The organism is Aestuariirhabdus litorea (assembly GCF_003864255.1).
GTDB classification, from domain to species: Bacteria; Pseudomonadota; Gammaproteobacteria; order Pseudomonadales; family Aestuariirhabdaceae; genus Aestuariirhabdus; species Aestuariirhabdus litorea.
In genome coordinates this window covers 2142142-2158421 of record NZ_QWEZ01000001.1, presented here as the reverse complement: position 1 = coordinate 2158421, position 16280 = coordinate 2142142, and the positions used below count along the sequence as shown (strand labels likewise).

Sequence of the window (16280 nt, the reverse complement as noted above, 5' to 3'; positions counted from 1 at the left end):
TTTATCGCGGTAAGGCGGTTGTTACAGGGTAATGGCATTTTGGATCCAGTCAAAGTCGAACTGACCGGACCTGGGCTTGCCGTTGGCGGCCAGTACATCAAAGCGGCACGGTTTGTGGCAAAGCTGTTGCGTCTGCAAGTAGTGCTGCGCGCACTGGATCAGGCGCTGGCGCTTATGGCTGCTGAGGCTCTCCTGGGCAGTGCCGTAGCATGCGCTGGTGCGCTGGCGGACCTCAACAAATACGATGGTGCCTTCGGTCTCCATCACCAGGTCCAGTTCGCCGCCGCGCCATGCGTAGTTTCTAGTTAACAGGTGCAAACCCTGGCGCTGGAGAAAGCTCAGAGCCTGGTTCTCCGCCAACTGTCCCCGGTTGAACTTCTGTTTCAGTATCCATCGCATCCATGCTCTCCGTGACCGGTGCCGCCAGGGGAGGCAGCTCCTCAAGGTGCACTGGCCGTCCATTTTTGAACTGATACCAGCCCAATTCCCGCACGATCCGTTGTTGCGGGCTCATGCGGAGGGTGCCTGTGGCGCCGTCCAGCTCAATTCCCTCGATCCTGCTCATCTGGCGCACGCGGGGGTAGAGGAGGAAGGCATCGGCGCCCAAGGCATACAGCCTGCCGTAATTGCCGTTCGCCTGTGCCCACTGCGCCCGAATCCTCTTCATGAGTGGGTGGCTATCGGCCAGTAGCCAGCTGTAACTGGTAAATTTGATCTCGTCCAGGTCTTTGTCCCTGGCAGCATCCGTTTGCCCGGTATAGATACTCGAGGTGCTGAAAACGGGGAGCTGGCTAGCGTATTGAAAGGCAAAGGTGGGTTTGAGAATTCGGCCCTGCTCAGCGGAGGCGGCGATAAACGCCATATCGACATCCTGGCGCCGCCTGGGCTCGAACACGGGAGACTCGCCAATCAGGTTGGCCAGCCGGCGAGCGCGTCCCCGGCTCTGGTCGATACCCAGCAGAGAGCCCACAACCTGGCGGTAATCGTTCTCACCGGTAAATTGGCGCTGGTCTACCAGGGCGCCGCCGTGGCTGACCCACTCCTGCGCAAAGGCGTCTGCTATTCGGGTTCCGCGGGGAGTTTTGGGGGTCAGTACCAGCGCGCGATCAAAGCCCTCCTGGCGGCCGCGGCGGGCGGCCTGGCGTGCTTCGTCCTCGGCTGCCAGGCCGAACTGGAATAGCCCTTCGCTGGCGACCTGGGGGTCGGAGCTGTAGTTGAGGCTGAGAGTCGGCAGGGGGAGCAGGGGTTGTGCGGCCAGCTCATCGACCTGACCTTTGCGCAATGGCCCGATGAGCATCTCAACGCCGTCGTTGATTGCCTGGTTGATCAGCTGAGTGACTGTGCTTTGTTCGCTGTCATAGATGCTGAGGGTTGGAAGCTCAGCCCCTGTCTCGGCGGCGCTGTAGTAGGCGGCCATAAAACCGTCACGGATAGCGTCACCGGCGGCCTGCAGGTTACCGCTTTGGGGCAGGAGCAGGGCAATGTGCTTGGGCTGGTTGGCGGCGCTTTCCCTGATGATCTGTTCGATCTCGACCAGCATCTCCTGGCCGCTGTGGGTGGGCCAGCTGCTGGCCCACTGGTTGATGCGCTCCAGCTGGCTGGCCAGGCTGGCGGGCTTTTTGAGGATCTCGGCCAGCTCAATCCAGGCGGTAAGGTAGGGTTGGTTGTGGTAATCCCGGCTTTGTTGCAGCTCTGCCAGGTCCATCTCCAGAAGAGTGCTCCACAGCTGCTGCTCGATCGCCGCTCGCTGGTCGGCACTGACCAGTTCCAGTGCCAGCATCAGCTCATCAATTGCGGCGGCGGAGTTGCCGGTGAGATGCAGTGCGCGCGCTCGCAGGGCCGATGCGCTCACCCGGATATCGCTCTCCTCGGCGGCGAGCAGGTAGGGGTGGTCCAGCCAGGTGAAGGCGAGTACGTTGTTGCGCCCAAGGGAGAGCTCCGCCTGCAGCAAGGCATAGCGGGCTTTGTTCTCATTGTTCAGCTGGTGGGGAAACAGGCTTGCCGCCAGGGTGCGGGCCTCGTCAAGGCGCTGCTCGGCGATCATCAGGCGAGCTGCGTCCATGCGCAGCCGCGCACTCTCTTCGGGGGCTGCTTCCTCCGCCCGGTTGAGCAGCGCCTGGATCTGGTTCAGGTCCTGGCCGGGAAGGGGGGGGACCTTGGGGTAGTCGGGGCTGCTGGCGCAAGCAGCAAGCAGGGCGCTGAGCAAAAGCAGAATGGGAAGTCGTACTGACGGGCTCATGGGCGATCGGCAATGGTCTTAAGGAAAGCGGTGGTGCGGATCGGTGATCTCCGCGCGAAGGTTCATTCTAACCGAGACGCTGTTTGATTTCCTATATACTAGGTCTTCTTCTGTGGGCGGAGTCCAATCTTGATGGAAAGCGGTGCAACTCTATATGTGGTGGCAACACCGATCGGTAACCTGGAGGATATTTCGGCGCGGGCGATTCGTGTTTTGGGGGAGGTGGACCTGATTGCCGCCGAGGATACGCGCCACAGCGCGCGCCTGCTCGACCATCTGGGGGTCTCCACCCCCATGCTCGCGTATCACGACCATAACGAGCGCGAGCGCAGTGGCCGTCTGCTGGATCGGATCGCGGCCGGTGAGAGCGTGGCGTTGATCTCCGATGCGGGCACGCCCCTGATCTCCGATCCGGGCTACCACCTGGTGAGCGAAGCCCGCCAGCGGGGGATCCGGGTGGTGCCTGTGCCAGGTGCCAGTGCGATGATCGCTGCGTTGTCGGTAGCGGGGCTGCCTTCGGACCGCTTCCAGTTCGAGGGATTTCTGCCTGCCAAGCGCGGTGCCCGGCGGCAGCGGATCGAACAGTTGGCGAGCGCTGAGGCCACCTGGATCTTTTACGAGTCGACCCACCGTATTCTCGATTGTATGGAGGATCTGGTCGAACTGCTGGGGGATGACCGGGAGCTGGTGGTGGCGCGGGAGATCAGCAAAACCTTTGAGACCATTCAGGGAGGGCCGGTCGCCGAGGTGCTGGAATGGATGCGTGGCGACAGCAACCAGCAGCGCGGTGAGTTCGTGGTTCTGGTGCGGGGAGCGCCTGCGCAAAGCGGGCAGGATGAGGTCGATCCCGAGACCCGGCGGATGCTGGAAATACTGCTCGAGGAGTTGCCCCTCAAGCAGGCCAGTGCACTGGCCTCGCGCATCAGCGGGGTGCGGAAAAAGGCGCTCTACCAGCTTGCCCTGCAGTTGAAAGGCGGTTAGTCTAGCCCTGAGTCAGCCAGGCAGTCGCCGCAGCCATCAGGTTGGGGAGGAAAGTCCGGGCTCCATAGGGTAAGACGCCAGGTAACGCCTGGGGGGCGCAAGCCTACGGAAAGTGCAGCAGAGAGTAGACCGCCTAAGCAGATTTTTCTGCCGGTAAGGGTGAAAGGGTGCGGTAAGAGCGCACCGCATGCGTGGTAACACGTCATGGCATGGTAAACCCCGTCTGGAGCAAGACCAAATAGGAATCCTATAGGTGTGTACCCGCACTGGATTCGGGTAGGTTGCTTGAGGTGTGCAGTGATGTACACCCTAGATGAATGACTGTCCAAGACAGAACCCGGCTTATCGGCTGACTCACATTCTCCCCCCGTCTCGCAGGAATGAGACGCGTACTACAAATCCCCTGGATAGACCAAAATAATCTTACTCCTGATAAATCACTTTAAGTTGGTGGTTTATCTGCTTGTATTGCAAAAACAAATCCCTCAGGCGCTTCCCGCTAAACCCTCACGGGATGACAAAACTGGCCATATCGCCCTGATTTTAAAGCTAATTTTGCGATCCGGCCTGTTGACTGTCCCCCCCGGCATTCCTATAGTGTCTCAAAGTGGCATAAAGTGGGTAAAAGTGGGTAAAAGGGGGAGTTGTGAGGTTCAGGGGAGCTAGCGCCATCAATCTCGATGCCAAGGGGCGTCTTGCGATACCGACAAAGTATCGCGAGCGACTGCTTGCGCACGATGATGGCTGCCTGGTAGCGACCATCGATACCGACCAGCCCTGCCTGCTGATCTACCCCTTGGCTGAATGGGAAGAGATCCAGACCAAGATCGAAGCGCTCCCCAGCTTTAACCCCTTGACGCGTCGCATCCAGCGACTGCTGATCGGTCATGCGACCGACGTTGAGATGGATTCCAGTAGCCGGATCCTGGTGCCGCCCCTGTTGCGCGAGCACGCGGGCCTGGATAAGCGCTGCATTCTGGTGGGGCAGGGCAAGAAGTTCGAGTTATGGAGTGAGGAGCGCTGGGCCGACCGTTTGAGCGAGGACCTGGCGCTGGGCAATGGCGACGAAGAGGTGCCGGCAGAGCTGAGTTCTCTGTCACTATAAAATGACGAACCATGATCAACATGAAACCGTCCTGCTGACCGAAGCAGTGTCGTCACTGATTCTTAGCCCCTCGGGACGCTACGTGGATGGCACCTTTGGTCGCGGAGGTCACTCGCGGCTGATTCTCTCCTCGCTGGATGAGGCCGGATCGCTGGTTGCTATTGATAAGGACCCCCGAGCCTATGCAACGGCGGTTGAGCTGGCAGAGGCGGATGCCCGTTTCTCCATCCAGCGAGGCTCCTTTGCCGAGATTGACAGCCTGGTGGGTGGTCCGCTCGACGGTATCCTGCTGGATCTGGGAGTCTCTTCACCCCAGCTCGATGACCCGGAGCGGGGGTTCAGCTTTCTTAACGACGGCCCGCTGGATATGCGAATGGATTCCGAGCGTGGGGAGAGCGCCGCCGAGTGGATTGCCCGGGCTTCGGAAGAGGATATCGCCTGGGTGCTGAAAACCTACGGAGAGGAGCGATTTGCACGGCGGATGGCGCGGGCGATCGTTGAGGCTCGATCCTCATCGCCGATCACCCGAACCGCGCAGCTGGCGCGTATTGTGGCGGAGGCCAACCCGCGCTGGGAAAAGGGCAAGAATCCCGCCACCCGGGCCTTTCAGGGTATTCGTATTTACATCAACTCGGAGTTGAAGGATCTGGAGGTTGTTCTCGATAAGGCGCTGGAGTTGTTGAAGCCGGGCGGACGCCTGGTGGTTATCAGCTTTCATTCGCTGGAGGACCGGATCGTTAAGCGCTTTATCCGCAAGCATGTGAAGGGGGATGAGTTGCCCCCGGGGTTGCCGGTTCGCGAGGATCAGCTGAACAAACGTTTGCGCTCGGTAGGAAAGGCGATCAAAGCCAGTGCCGAAGAGGTCAATAGAAATCCCCGTGCACGAAGCGCGGTGATGCGAGTTGCAGAAAAAATAGGCTAGTCGAGCCAAGGGGGGGATGGGGTGAAAACCGTGTGGCAACAATTGATCTGCAAGCAGCACCTGTTGGTGCTGGCCTTGCTGGTTGCCGTTGCTGCCTCAGCGTTTGCAGTGACCTATGTCGCCCACCTGAACCGCCTGGCATTTAACCAGCTAATGGAAGAAACCAACTACAAACACCTGTCCCAGGTGCAGTGGGGGCAGCTGCTTCTTCAGCACAGCACCCTGACCACACCGAGTCGAATAGAGCTACTGGCCAGCAAACAACTGAATATGAATATTCCTCATCCCAAAGATATGGTTATGGTGGTCCGGTGAGTAAAGCCGCACGCCATGGTCCCTATCCGGCACGTTTTGCCTTCGTGCTGACGCTGGTGGCTATTGCCACCGCGGTAGTGATGTGGCGCATCGTCGATCTTCAGGTTGTTGACCGACAGTTCCTGCAGGACGAGGGTGACAAGCGCACTGTTCGCTACTCCCGGATTGCAGCCACCCGCGGCATTATTTTTGACCGCAACGGCCGCGCGCTGGCCGTGAGCACTCCGGTGGTTTCCATCTGGGTAAACCCACAGGAGGTTAAAGCGGATGATCTGCCCTGGGCAGAACTCTCCAAAAAGCTCAACCTTTCAGAGCGCTACCTCAAGGCAAGAATGTTGGGCAATGAGTCCAGGGAGTTCGTTTACCTCAAACGCCACCTGACCCCGGATCAGGGTAAGGCGGTACTGGACCTTGATATAGACGGCATCTACTCCATCGACGAATACCGTCGTTATTACCCTTCGGGAGAAGTGGCCGCCCATCTGGTGGGCTTTACCGATGTGGATGGCAACGGGCAGGAGGGGCTTGAGCTCTCCTATAACGACTGGCTGGAGGGGCGCCCCGGAAAATATCGTATGCTAAAGGATCGTCGCGGACGGTTGGTCAAGAGCGCTGAGCTGGTTGCCAGTGCAGACCCCGGTAAAGACCTGATGCTCAGTATCGATATGCGAGTTCAGTACCTGGCCTATCGCGAATTGAAAGCGGCCGTTAGCCAGCATAATGCCGATGGTGGCTCGATGGTGGTGATGGATGTGGAGTCGGGAGAGGTGTTGGCGATGGTTAACCAGCCCGCCTACAACCCGAACAACCGCAAGCGCATTAATGTGGCCAGCCTGCGCAATAGGGCCATGACCGATGTGTTCGAACCCGGTTCCACCGTAAAACCCCTGACGCTAGCCGCGGCCTTCGAAACCGGGCGATATGGCACAGGCTCCAAAATTGATACCACGCCCGGCCTCTTCCGGGTTGGGCCTCATCTGCAAGTGAAGGATCACCGCAACTACGGTGTGGTCGATATGACCACGCTGTTGGCCAAGTCGAGCAATGTGGCAACCAGCAAGATCGCCCTCGACATCGGCGCTGAGCCAATTTGGGATCTGTTTTACCAGCTCGGCCTGGGGCAGGCGTCCGGCAGTGGGTTTCCGGGTGAAAGCAGCGGTAGCCTGCCCAGCAGGGGGCGCTGGCGGCCGACTGAAACAGCCACTTTATCCTATGGCTATGGCATTTCCGTAACGGCGCTTCAACTGGCTTCGGCCTACAGCGTGCTGGCCCGTGACGGGGTTAAAAAGCCAGTGACCCTGCTACGGGATGGCAATCGTGAAGCCAGACCCGAACAGGTCATCTCTCCTCGGGTAGCCCGTGATGTGCGCCGCATGTTGAGCGCTGTGGTTGAGGCGGGAGGTACAGGCACCCAGGCCGCGGTAGAAGGGTACAGCGTATCCGGAAAGACCGGCACCGTACATAAGGTCAGCAGCGCCGGCTATGAAGAGGACCAATACATGTCCACTTTTGCCGGTATGGCACCAGCTGATCAACCCCGTATCGTCACCGTGGTGATGATTGATAACCCCAAGAGTGGCGACTACTACGGTGGGGCCGTCGCTGCCCCGGTGTTCTCGAGTGTGGTTGCTGGCACCTTACACCTGCTGGGAGAAACGCCTGCAGATGTGAAAACCATAACTGCCAAACAACGGCAGGGCTCGGTGAAGAGGACATGATAATGACTCCCCGAATCCAGCCGCTTTCCCAGCTGCTATCAACCTATCTGCCCGAGCGCCAGCTTGGGCTTTTGACTGAGCTGAGTGTGGCGGGTATTTGTCTCGATAGCCGGCAAGTGGCTGATGGCGATCTTTTTATGGCGCTGGCGGGTACCCAGGTGGACGGCCGCCAGTTTATCGATGATGCCATTGCGGCGGGCGCCGTTGCAGTGGTTGCTCAAACGGAAGAGGCGGTGCCGACCCTGGAGTGGAGGAACAAGGTCGCAGTTGTTGGCCTGCCTTCGCTGGCGCAGCAAGCGGGCTCGATTGTGTCAGCCTTTTACGGTAACCCCTCTCACGCCCTGAACATCTACGGCGTGACCGGAACCAACGGCAAGACTTCCTGCTCCCATTACCTGGCTCAGATACTGGAGTCTCTTGGTGTTCGCTGCGGGGTGATGGGGACGCTGGGGTTAGGTTTTATTGGCAACCTCCAGTCTAGCCTGAATACCACCGCAGACCTGGTGACCACCCACCGTTTTATGGCCGAGCTGGTGGATGCCGGGGTGTTGAACCTCTCCATGGAAGCCTCCTCCCACGGCCTCGAGCAGGGACGGACTTCCGGGGTGGGCTTCACCACCGCCATTTTCACCAACCTGACCCGGGACCATCTTGATTACCATGGCAGCATGGAGGAGTATGCGCGCGCCAAAGCGATGCTGTTCTCCACTCCAAGCCTGAAATACGCCGTGATTAATGAAGATGACCGTTACGCCTCGCTGATGAAAACCCAGCTCAGGAACGGGGTTGAGGCGCTCGGTTATAGTCTGCGCCCAGGCACAGCGGATATCTATCCGCGTGATGTGCAGTTCCTGGCCGAGGGTATCCGGGCCATACTGGTGACCCCCTGGGGGGAGGTGGAGCTCAACACACCGCTGCTGGGGGCATTTAACCTGGCCAACCTGATTGCAGTGATCGGCGCCCTCGGGCTACAGGGCTACCCCCTCAATGATCTGCTGCAGGCGGCTAACAGCTTGAAAGCGGTGGATGGACGCATGCAGCGTTTTGGCGGGGGAGGCCGTCCGCTGGTGATCGTGGATTATGCGCATACACCGGATGCTCTGGAGAGTCTACTGGCGGCAGTGGCGACCCACTGTGAGGGGCGGGTAACCTGCCTCTTTGGTTGTGGTGGCGATCGGGATCCGGGCAAGCGTCCGCTGATGCTGAAGGCTGCCCTGAAGGGGGCCGGTTCAGTGATTGTCACCAGCGACAACCCTCGCTCTGAAGATCCTGAACAGATTATTGCGGATGTCCTGCTTGGTGCGGACGAAGCGGCACGCAGCCGTACCCTGAGCATGGGTGATCGTGCCGCGGCGATTGCCGCAGCAGTCTCCACCGCGTCGCCACAGGACATCGTGGTGGTGGCGGGCAAAGGCCATGAGGCGTATCAGGAGATCAAGGGCGTGCGTTACCCCTTTAGTGACCAGCAGCAGGTCGAGCTGGCTCTGCAGCAGTGGCAAGGAGCACAGTCATGATAGGTCACCCTTTGCTGAGTCAATTGCAGCCCGTTCTGGATGCCGAACTCTTTGGTGACGATGTCGGTTTCTCCAGCGTCAGTATCGACAGCCGTACCCTGCAGCCCGGTGCCCTGTTTGTGGCTATTGAAGGGCCCTCGTTCGATGGTCACGACTTTGTAGAAGCAGCCCGTGAGGCAGGCGCGGCCGCCGCTATTGTGCGGACGCCCGTTAATACCCTGCTGCCACAGCTGCAGGTGGCCGATACCCGGCTCGCCTTGGGCCAGGTTGGGCGGTGGGTACGACGCCAGTTTAAGGGGCCAGTGGTTGCCATCACCGGTAGCTGTGGCAAAACCACTGTCAAGGAGCTCTGCGCTTCAATCTTCGCACAGATGGGTTCCGTTCATGCGACCCGTGGCAACCTCAATAACGACTTCGGCGCTCCCTTGACCCTTAGCCAGCTTGAGGACCAGCACCGGTATGCGGTGATTGAGCTCGGTGCCAGTGCTGTGGGTGAAATCGAATACAGCGTTGCCCTGGTCGAGCCAAATGCTGTTCTGGTCAATAACGTTTCGGCAGCGCACATCGAAGGCTTTGGCTCCCTGCGCGCTATCGCCCAGGCTAAAGGGGAAATTATTTCAGGGTTGACCAGTGATGGCACTGCGGTCCTGAACCTGGATGATCCGTTTTACGAGTATTGGCAGGGGCTGTGCGGTGAGCATCGAATCATCTGCTTCTCGGTGCGGCGTAACGAGGCAGACCTGCACGCGGCCAATATCCACGCAGACAGCGAGAGCTGTACCTTCAACCTCTGCTACGGCGGTGCAGAATACCCGGTGGCGCTGGGGTTAGCCGGTGAACACAATGTTTCCAATGCGTTGGCGGCGGCCGGCCTGGCAATCGCAGCCGGTGCCGAAGTCGAGCAGGTGGTTGCGGGCCTGGAAGCGGCCCGTCCTGTTGCCGGACGAGGGGTGTCCCTGCAAGGCGTGGGTGGCTGCCGGATTATCGATGATACCTACAACGCGAACCCGGCATCGTTTCGGGCCGCTATTGATTTGTTGAGTAAGTACCGGAGTGAAAAGGTACTGGTAGTAGGGGATATGGCTGAGCTGGGGAGCGAAGCCATAGAGGCGCACCGGCAGTTGGGGAGTTATGCCCGGCAGCAGGGGATCGATGCACTCTATGCGGTGGGGCCGCTGAGTGCAGAAGCGGCCTGGGCATTTGGTGCCGGTGCGTTCTCAACCCTTGATAAGCAGGAGCTGATCTCGGCACTGACCAAGAGGGCGGCAAGCGGCGTCACCTTCCTGGTCAAGGGATCTCGCAGCTCGAAGATGGAAGAGGTGGTGGCCGCAATGAGCAATGAAGTCTCCGGGGGGGCTCACTAATGCTGGTATGGATCAGCGAGTATCTGGCGCAATACTACAGTGCATTTAACGTGGTGCAGTACCTGACCCTGCGCGCGATTCTGGGGGTGCTGACCGCGTTAGCCATCTGTTTATGGCTTGGGCCCCTGATGATCAACCGCCTTCGCCATTACCAGATCGGGCAAGCGGTGCGTGACGACGGTCCCCAAACCCACTTGAGCAAAGCCGGTACCCCGACCATGGGGGGAGCCCTGATTCTGGTTGCCCTCGGTCTCAGTACCCTGATGTGGGCCAACCTCAGTAACCACTATGTGTGGATCGTGCTGGCGGTCACCTTTCTGTTTGGTGCCGTGGGCTGGGTGGATGATTACCGTAAGGTGGTGGAGAAAAACCCCCGCGGTTTGCCGGCGCGCTGGAAGTACCTGTGGCAGTCGGTTGCCGGTGCGGGCGCGGCCGTAGTGCTCTACGTTACCGCCAGTGGCCCTGCTGAAGTCCAGTTGATCGTTCCCTTCTTCAAGGAGATTGCCCTGGATCTTGGGCCACTCTTTATTGTGCTGACCTACTTCGTGATCGTGGGGTCGAGCAACGCCGTTAACCTGACCGATGGCCTGGATGGCCTCGCCATTATGCCCACGGTCATGGTTGGCGGGGCACTGGGAATCTTTGCCTACGCCAGCGGCAACATCGGCTTTGCCGAGTACCTGCACATTCCCTATATCGCCGGTGCCGGTGAACTGATGGTGTTCTGTGCGGCCCTGGCCGGTGCGGGACTGGGTTTTCTTTGGTTTAACACCTATCCGGCCCAGGTCTTTATGGGTGATGTGGGGGCGCTGGCGCTGGGGGCTGCCCTGGGGGTGGTCGCCGTGATCGTTCGCCAGGAAATTGTGCTGTTCATTATGGGCGGCGTGTTCGTGATGGAAACGGTATCGGTCATCCTGCAGGTAGCCTCCTTTAAATTGACCGGACGTCGCATCTTCCGCATGGCGCCCCTGCATCACCATTTCGAGCTCAAGGGCTGGCCGGAGCCACGGGTTATTGTGCGTTTCTGGATTATTACACTGATGCTGGTCCTGGTCGGACTGGCCACCCTGAAACTGCGGTAGGCAAAGCATGCTGATATCAACGGACACAAAGAGAGTGATTGTCGGTTTGGGAAAAACCGGGATCGCCTGTGCCCGTTATTTTTCGGATATGGGGCTCGGGTTTAGGGTCGCTGATAGCAGGCCGACACCACCGCAGCTGGATGCGTTCCGCGAACAGTTCCCTGAGGTCAGCGTGAGCGCCGGGCCCTTCCAGCCGGGGCAGTTCGACGACGCCACCCTGCTGGTGGTCAGCCCCGGGGTTTCGCTCCGGGAGCCCGCCCTGGCGAGTGCGATCGAGCGAGGGGTAGAGGTGGTTGGCGATATTGAGCTGTTCTGTCGCGCCGTGACCAAACCGCTGGTGGCCATTACCGGCTCCAATGCCAAGAGCACTGTCACCACGCTGGTGGGTGAGATGTTGCAGGCCTGCGGGCTAAAGGTGGCCGTAGGCGGCAACATAGGCACCCCTGTTCTGGACCTGCTGCACAGCGATGCCGATATTTTTGTGCTTGAACTCTCCAGCTTTCAGTTGGAGACCACCGATAAGGTCGGGGCCGAAGTGGCGACAGTGCTGAATGTCAGCGAAGACCATATGGATCGTTATGAGGGGCTGGCCGATTACCATCGCGCCAAGCATCGTATTTTCCGCGGTTGCCGCAGTGCCGTCATCAACCGGGATGATCCGCTGAGTAGCCCGCTGGTGGGTTCGGCGGTGAGGATCGGCAGCTTTGGCCTCGGCTCGCCCGATCTCGGGCAGTTCGGAATTCGGGAAGAGAATGGACAGCAGTGGTTGGCGCAAGGCTCGAACCTGCTGCTGCCGGTTACGGAGCTCAAGATTTTTGGGCGTCACAACCAGGCCAATGCCCTGGCGGCGCTGGCGATTGTCAACAACCTGCACCTTCCTCTGGAACCAGCGCTGGATGTGCTTCGTGAATTCAGTGGGTTGCCCCACCGCTGTCAGTGGGTGGCCGAAAGTGCGGGTGTGCTGTTCATTAACGACAGCAAGGCAACCAACGTCGGCGCTGCGGTAGCGGCCATCGAAGGCATTGGCCAAACGCTGAAGGGACGCATTGTGCTGATTGCCGGTGGTGATGGCAAAGGCGCTGATTTTTCCGGCCTCCTGCCGAGTGTTCAAAACTATGTAAAGGCCTCCCTTTTGATCGGTCGTGACGCGCCGGCCGTGGAAGCGTCGCTGCGTGGGCAGGTGACTGAACGTTGCGAAGATCTTCGCCATGCCGTGGTGCGTGCATGGGAAATTGCAGAAGCGGGTGATGCCGTGTTGTTGGCACCCGCTTGCGCCAGCTTTGATATGTTCAGCGGTTTTGAAGATCGCGGTGACCAGTTTGTGCGCTGGGTGCAGGAGGTGGCGCATGGCTGATATGGCAGCAACCACCCTGATCAAGCCGGCAATCCAGTCAGCGTCTTTCGATCGACTGCTGCTGCTGGTGACCCTGATGCTGGTGCTGCTGGGTACGGTGATGATCACCTCGGCCTCCATGGAGGTGGCCTATGGCCGCCTGGGTAACCCTTTCTACTATGCAAGCCGTCAGGTGCTGTACGCGATGATCGGTTTAATCGCGATGGCCTGCACGTTGATGGTGCCGGTGACTGTCTGGGAGCGCATGGGGATGTTGCACCTGCTGGTCACCTTTGTTCTGCTCTGCCTGGTGCTGGTGGTGGGCCGGGAGATCAACGGCAGCGTTCGCTGGATCAACCTTGGTGTGGTCAACCTGCAGGCCTCAGAAGTGGCCAAGTTTGCGCTGGTGCTCTACCTGGCAGGCTATCTGGTGCGCCGTCGTGAAGAGGTGCGTAGCCAATGGCGCGGCTTCCTTAAGCCCATGCTGGTGATCGCCCTGGCCGTATTGCTGCTATTGATGGAGCCCGACTTCGGTGCTGTGGTGGTCCTACTGAGCGCAGCAATGGGCATGATGTTCCTGGCCGGCGTTCGCTTACACCAGTTCCTGATGCTGATTCTCGGCTGTGGTGGGGCCATGGCGGTATTGGCGGTTTCCCAGAGCTATCGTCTCAAACGCCTGACCACTTATATCGACCCCTGGCAGCATCAGTTCGACAGCGGCTACCAGTTGACCCAGTCCCTGATCGCATTCGGTCGTGGTGAGTGGATGGGGGCCGGGCTGGGCAACAGTATCCAGAAAATTTTCTACCTGCCCGAGGCCCACACCGATTTTGTGTTTGCGGTGGCCGCCGAAGAGCTGGGGGTGGTGGGCGCGACCCTGATTACCCTGCTGCTGGTCACCCTCTGTGTGCGTGCCTTGCTGATCGGTTATCGTGCGGAGAAGCAGGGTCTCTACTTCGGCGGTTACGCCGCTTATGGCATTGGTTTGCTGTTTGGCATGCAGACACTCATCAATATCGGGGTGAATACCGGATTGCTGCCCACCAAGGGGCTGACCCTGCCAATGCTTAGCTATGGCGGCAGTAGCCTGCTGGTCAGCTGTGTCGCTATTGGACTGCTGTTTCGTATCGATTACGAGCGTCGCCAGCGCCAACAGGCTGAAGGGGGGCAACATGCTTGATCGGTCGCCTCGTATCCTGATTGCAGCCGGTGGGACCGGAGGGCATATCTTCCCTGCGATGGCGGTGGCCAACGAGTTGATGCAGCGGGGAGTTGACGTCCGCTGGCTGGGTACCCCGGGAAGCATGGAGGCCCGCCTGGTACCCCAGCAGGGGCTGGAGATCGACCTCGTGCAGATGAAAGGGGTGCGCGGTAAGGGGGTTTTGCAGTTGCTCAAGGCCCCTTTCATGGTTGCACGCGCACTGTGGCAAGCGCTCGCCCTACTGCGTCGTTTCCAGCCCGATTGCGTGTTGGGGATGGGGGGATATGTTACGGCACCGGCGGGTATGGCCGCCAAACTGCTTGGCATACCGCTGGTGATTCATGAGCAGAATGCGGTGGCAGGAATGAGCAACAGGCTGTTATCGAAGATCTCAAGCCGCACTCTCGAAGCCTTTGAAGGAACCTTTACCGGGCTCAATAACCGCATCTGTACCGGTAATCCGGTGCGCCAGGATATCGCTTCGCTCGAGCACCTGCCGCTGGAGGAATCACTTAGGGTGCTGGTGGTGGGGGGCAGCCTGGGGGCGCTGGCGATTAATCAGGTGATGCCCGAAGCCCTGAAGCTGGTTGAGCCCGGTTGCAAGATTAAGGTCTGGCACCAGACCGGGCAGAGGGACTGCGAGCGGTCCATGGCGAGCTACCGTGATAACCATCTTGAGGCGCGGGTAGAGCCCTTTATTGAGGATATGGCGGCCGCCTACAGCTGGGCGGATCTGGTGATCTGTCGCGCTGGCGCCTTGACCATTGCAGAGCTGGCCTGTGCGCAACTGCCCTCGATTCTGGTCCCCTTTCCCTTCGCCGTCGACGATCACCAGACAGCCAATGCACGACACCTATCCGACCGTGGGGCGGCCGTTTTGCTACCCCAGAACGAAATGACCAAAGAGAGAGTGGCCGCCTTGTTAACTGATTTCGCATCCCACCGGGAGCAGCTCAAAAGAATGGCGGCAGCGGCGAGCACTGCTGCCCGTGTCGACGCAACCCGTATCGTTACTCACCAGTGCCTGGAGGTTGCGCATGCCTAACTCACTGAATAAAGCGGTACCTGTTTTTGCGGTTCCCGAGATGCGTCGTATTCGCCAGATCCATTTTGTAGGGATCGGTGGTGTGGGGATGTGTGGTATCGCGGAAGTGCTGCTTAACCAGGGCTACCAGATTTCGGGCTCTGATATCCGTCAGTCTGCGGTTACCGAGCGCCTCGCCTCGCTGGGCATGAATATTTTGATTGGTCACGATGAAGGCAATATTGCCGGTGCCGATGTGGTGGTTACCTCCAGCGCGGTTGCCAGCGAAAACCCCGAAGTGTTGGCGGCTCAGGCGTCACGTATTCCGGTTGTACCCCGTGCGGCCATGCTCGCCGAACTGATGCGCTATCGCCATGGTATTGCGGTGGCCGGTACCCACGGCAAGACCACCACCACCAGCCTGATTGCTTCTGTACTGGCCCAGGGTGGTCTGGATCCGACCTTCGTCATTGGTGGTCGCCTCAACTCTGCCGGTACCAATGCCCAGCTGGGTGGCAGCCGTTACCTGGTGGCCGAGGCCGATGAAAGCGATGCCTCCTTCCTGCACCTGCAACCGATGGTGGCGGTAGTGACCAATATCGAGGCGGACCATATGTCCACCTACGACGGTGACTTCAGCAAACTCAAGCACACCTTTATTGAGTTTCTGCATAACCTGCCTTTTTATGGCCTGGCCGTGCTCTGTGTAGATGATCCGGTTATTCGTGAAATTCTTAGCGATATAAAGCGACCGGTTATCACCTATGGCATTGATGAGGATGCCGATATTCGCGCTAGCGAAATCTCCCAGCAGGGCTTAACCACCTCCTTCCGTGTGACGGTTCGTTCCAGCGGTGAGTCCTTCGAAGTCAAGTTGCAGATGCCGGGTCAACACAATGTTTTGAATGCCCTGGCGACCATCGCTGTGGCGCTTGATGAAGGGATCTCGGTGGTGGATGTCTGCACCGGCCTGGCCAATTTCGCCGGTGTGGGCCGACGCTTCCAGGTTCTTGGCCACTTCGGCAGTCAGCGGGGCGAGATTATGCTGGTGGATGACTATGGCCATCACCCCAGTGAGGTTGCAGCCACCATCCGCGCCATCCGCAGCGGCTGGCCGGATAAGCGCCTGGTAATGGTGTACCAGCCCCACCGTTTTACCCGTACCCGTGACCTGTATGACGATTTTGTCGAGGTGCTGTCGGAGGTGGATGTGCTGCTGTTAATGGATATCTACCCCGCCGGTGAGGAGCCGATAGCCGGTGCCGATGGCCGCAGCCTGTGCCGCAGTATTCGCCAGCGCGGTAAGGTGGATCCGATCTTTGTACAGCGTGGCGCATCCGTGGAAGAGGTGCTGAAGAATGTGGTTGAGGGCGACGACCTGCTGTTGACGCAGGGAGCTGGTGATATCGGTGGCTTGGCCGTTGAACTTTCATCCAGCAAGCTGAGCTGGCTGGATGAAAACTAGGTTGATGATTATGGATA

The 16280-nt window shown here is 59.3% G+C and carries 14 protein-coding genes and 1 other RNA gene; 13 read left to right on the top strand and 2 right to left on the bottom strand.

Translation table 11 applies throughout. The annotated features are described in order from the left end of the window. Positions 1 to 21: 21 nt before the first annotated feature. Positions 22 to 399: a YraN family protein gene (locus D0544_RS09935; RefSeq protein ID WP_125015782.1), complete on the bottom strand. Its 378-nt coding sequence runs from the start codon at positions 397 to 399 to the stop codon at positions 22 to 24. Continuing rightward, a complete protein-coding gene (locus D0544_RS09930; RefSeq protein ID WP_125015781.1) occupies positions 302 to 2239 on the bottom strand; it encodes a penicillin-binding protein activator in 1938 nt (645 codons plus the stop codon). Before D0544_RS09930 ends, D0544_RS09935 begins: the two co-directional genes overlap by 98 nt. A gap of 132 nt (positions 2240 to 2371) precedes the next feature. Here D0544_RS09930 and rsmI point away from each other — a divergent pair, with 132 nt between their 5' ends. From rsmI to murC, 13 genes are all read left to right on the top strand, one after another. Next, positions 2372 to 3220, top strand: a complete 849-nt coding sequence (rsmI, locus tag D0544_RS09925) for a 16S rRNA (cytidine(1402)-2'-O)-methyltransferase (RefSeq protein ID WP_125015780.1) — start codon at positions 2372 to 2374, stop codon at positions 3218 to 3220. An 8-nt stretch (positions 3221 to 3228) separates the two neighbouring features. Next, positions 3229 to 3581: RNase P RNA component class A (rnpB, locus tag D0544_RS09920), an RNA gene on the top strand. Between the two features lie 285 nt (positions 3582 to 3866). Beyond that, complete coding sequence (gene mraZ, locus D0544_RS09915) at positions 3867 to 4325, top strand: division/cell wall cluster transcriptional repressor MraZ (protein ID WP_125015779.1); 459 nt, start codon at positions 3867 to 3869, stop codon at positions 4323 to 4325. 1 nt (position 4326) lies between these two features. Then, a complete protein-coding gene (gene rsmH / locus D0544_RS09910) occupies positions 4327 to 5247 on the top strand; it encodes a 16S rRNA (cytosine(1402)-N(4))-methyltransferase RsmH (protein ID WP_125015778.1) in 921 nt (306 codons plus the stop codon). Between the two features lie 21 nt (positions 5248 to 5268). After that, on the top strand, positions 5269 to 5562 hold the full coding sequence (ftsL, locus tag D0544_RS09905; protein ID WP_207905818.1) for a cell division protein FtsL: 294 nt from the start codon (positions 5269 to 5271) through the stop codon (positions 5560 to 5562). Further along, positions 5559 to 7280, top strand: coding sequence for a peptidoglycan D,D-transpeptidase FtsI family protein (locus tag D0544_RS09900; RefSeq protein ID WP_243647280.1), 1722 nt, complete (start codon positions 5559 to 5561; stop codon positions 7278 to 7280). The genes ftsL and D0544_RS09900 overlap by 4 nt, the downstream gene beginning before the upstream one ends. Before the next feature lie 2 nt (positions 7281 to 7282). Beyond that, positions 7283 to 8794 carry a UDP-N-acetylmuramoyl-L-alanyl-D-glutamate--2,6-diaminopimelate ligase gene (locus D0544_RS09895; RefSeq protein ID WP_125015777.1) on the top strand — a complete coding sequence of 504 codons (1512 nt, stop codon included), beginning with the start codon at positions 7283 to 7285 and terminating at the stop codon, positions 8792 to 8794. Next, positions 8791 to 10158 carry a UDP-N-acetylmuramoyl-tripeptide--D-alanyl-D-alanine ligase gene (locus D0544_RS09890; RefSeq protein ID WP_125015776.1) on the top strand — a complete coding sequence of 456 codons (1368 nt, stop codon included), beginning with the start codon at positions 8791 to 8793 and terminating at the stop codon, positions 10156 to 10158. The genes D0544_RS09895 and D0544_RS09890 overlap by 4 nt, the downstream gene beginning before the upstream one ends. Further along, positions 10158 to 11240, top strand: coding sequence for a phospho-N-acetylmuramoyl-pentapeptide-transferase (gene mraY, locus D0544_RS09885; RefSeq protein ID WP_125015775.1), 1083 nt, complete (start codon positions 10158 to 10160; stop codon positions 11238 to 11240). The genes D0544_RS09890 and mraY overlap by 1 nt, the downstream gene beginning before the upstream one ends. A 34-nt stretch (positions 11241 to 11274) precedes the next feature. Next, complete coding sequence (gene murD, locus D0544_RS09880; RefSeq protein WP_243647279.1) at positions 11275 to 12594, top strand: UDP-N-acetylmuramoyl-L-alanine--D-glutamate ligase; 1320 nt, start codon at positions 11275 to 11277, stop codon at positions 12592 to 12594. After that, entirely contained in the window at positions 12587 to 13753 is a 1167-nt protein-coding gene (gene ftsW / locus D0544_RS09875) for a putative lipid II flippase FtsW (RefSeq protein ID WP_164880893.1), read from the top strand. Before murD ends, ftsW begins: the two co-directional genes overlap by 8 nt. After that, positions 13746 to 14819: an undecaprenyldiphospho-muramoylpentapeptide beta-N-acetylglucosaminyltransferase gene (gene murG, locus D0544_RS09870; RefSeq protein ID WP_125015772.1), complete on the top strand. Its 1074-nt coding sequence runs from the start codon at positions 13746 to 13748 to the stop codon at positions 14817 to 14819. Before ftsW ends, murG begins: the two co-directional genes overlap by 8 nt. After that, entirely contained in the window at positions 14812 to 16263 is a 1452-nt protein-coding gene (gene murC / locus D0544_RS09865; protein WP_207905817.1) for a UDP-N-acetylmuramate--L-alanine ligase, read from the top strand. Before murG ends, murC begins: the two co-directional genes overlap by 8 nt. Positions 16264 to 16280: the final 17 nt, after the last annotated feature.

Excerpts from the sequence above, each read along its gene's own strand:
- D0544_RS09935 (WP_125015782.1), bottom strand. The coding sequence starts at position 399 with ATGCGATGGATACTGAAACAGAAGTTCAACCGGGGACAGTTGGCGGAG.
- D0544_RS09930 (WP_125015781.1), bottom strand. The coding sequence starts at position 2,239 with ATGAGCCCGTCAGTACGACTTCCCATTCTGCTTTTGCTCAGCGCCCTG.
- rsmI (WP_125015780.1), top strand. The coding sequence starts at position 2,372 with ATGGAAAGCGGTGCAACTCTATATGTGGTGGCAACACCGATCGGTAAC.
- rsmH (WP_125015778.1), top strand. The coding sequence starts at position 4,327 with ATGACGAACCATGATCAACATGAAACCGTCCTGCTGACCGAAGCAGTG.
- D0544_RS09895 (WP_125015777.1), top strand. The coding sequence starts at position 7,283 with ATGACTCCCCGAATCCAGCCGCTTTCCCAGCTGCTATCAACCTATCTG.
- D0544_RS09890 (WP_125015776.1), top strand. The coding sequence starts at position 8,791 with ATGATAGGTCACCCTTTGCTGAGTCAATTGCAGCCCGTTCTGGATGCC.
- mraY (WP_125015775.1), top strand. The coding sequence starts at position 10,158 with ATGCTGGTATGGATCAGCGAGTATCTGGCGCAATACTACAGTGCATTT.
- ftsW (WP_164880893.1), top strand. The coding sequence starts at position 12,587 with ATGGCTGATATGGCAGCAACCACCCTGATCAAGCCGGCAATCCAGTCA.
- murG (WP_125015772.1), top strand. The coding sequence starts at position 13,746 with ATGCTTGATCGGTCGCCTCGTATCCTGATTGCAGCCGGTGGGACCGGA.
- murC (WP_207905817.1), top strand. The coding sequence starts at position 14,812 with ATGCCTAACTCACTGAATAAAGCGGTACCTGTTTTTGCGGTTCCCGAG.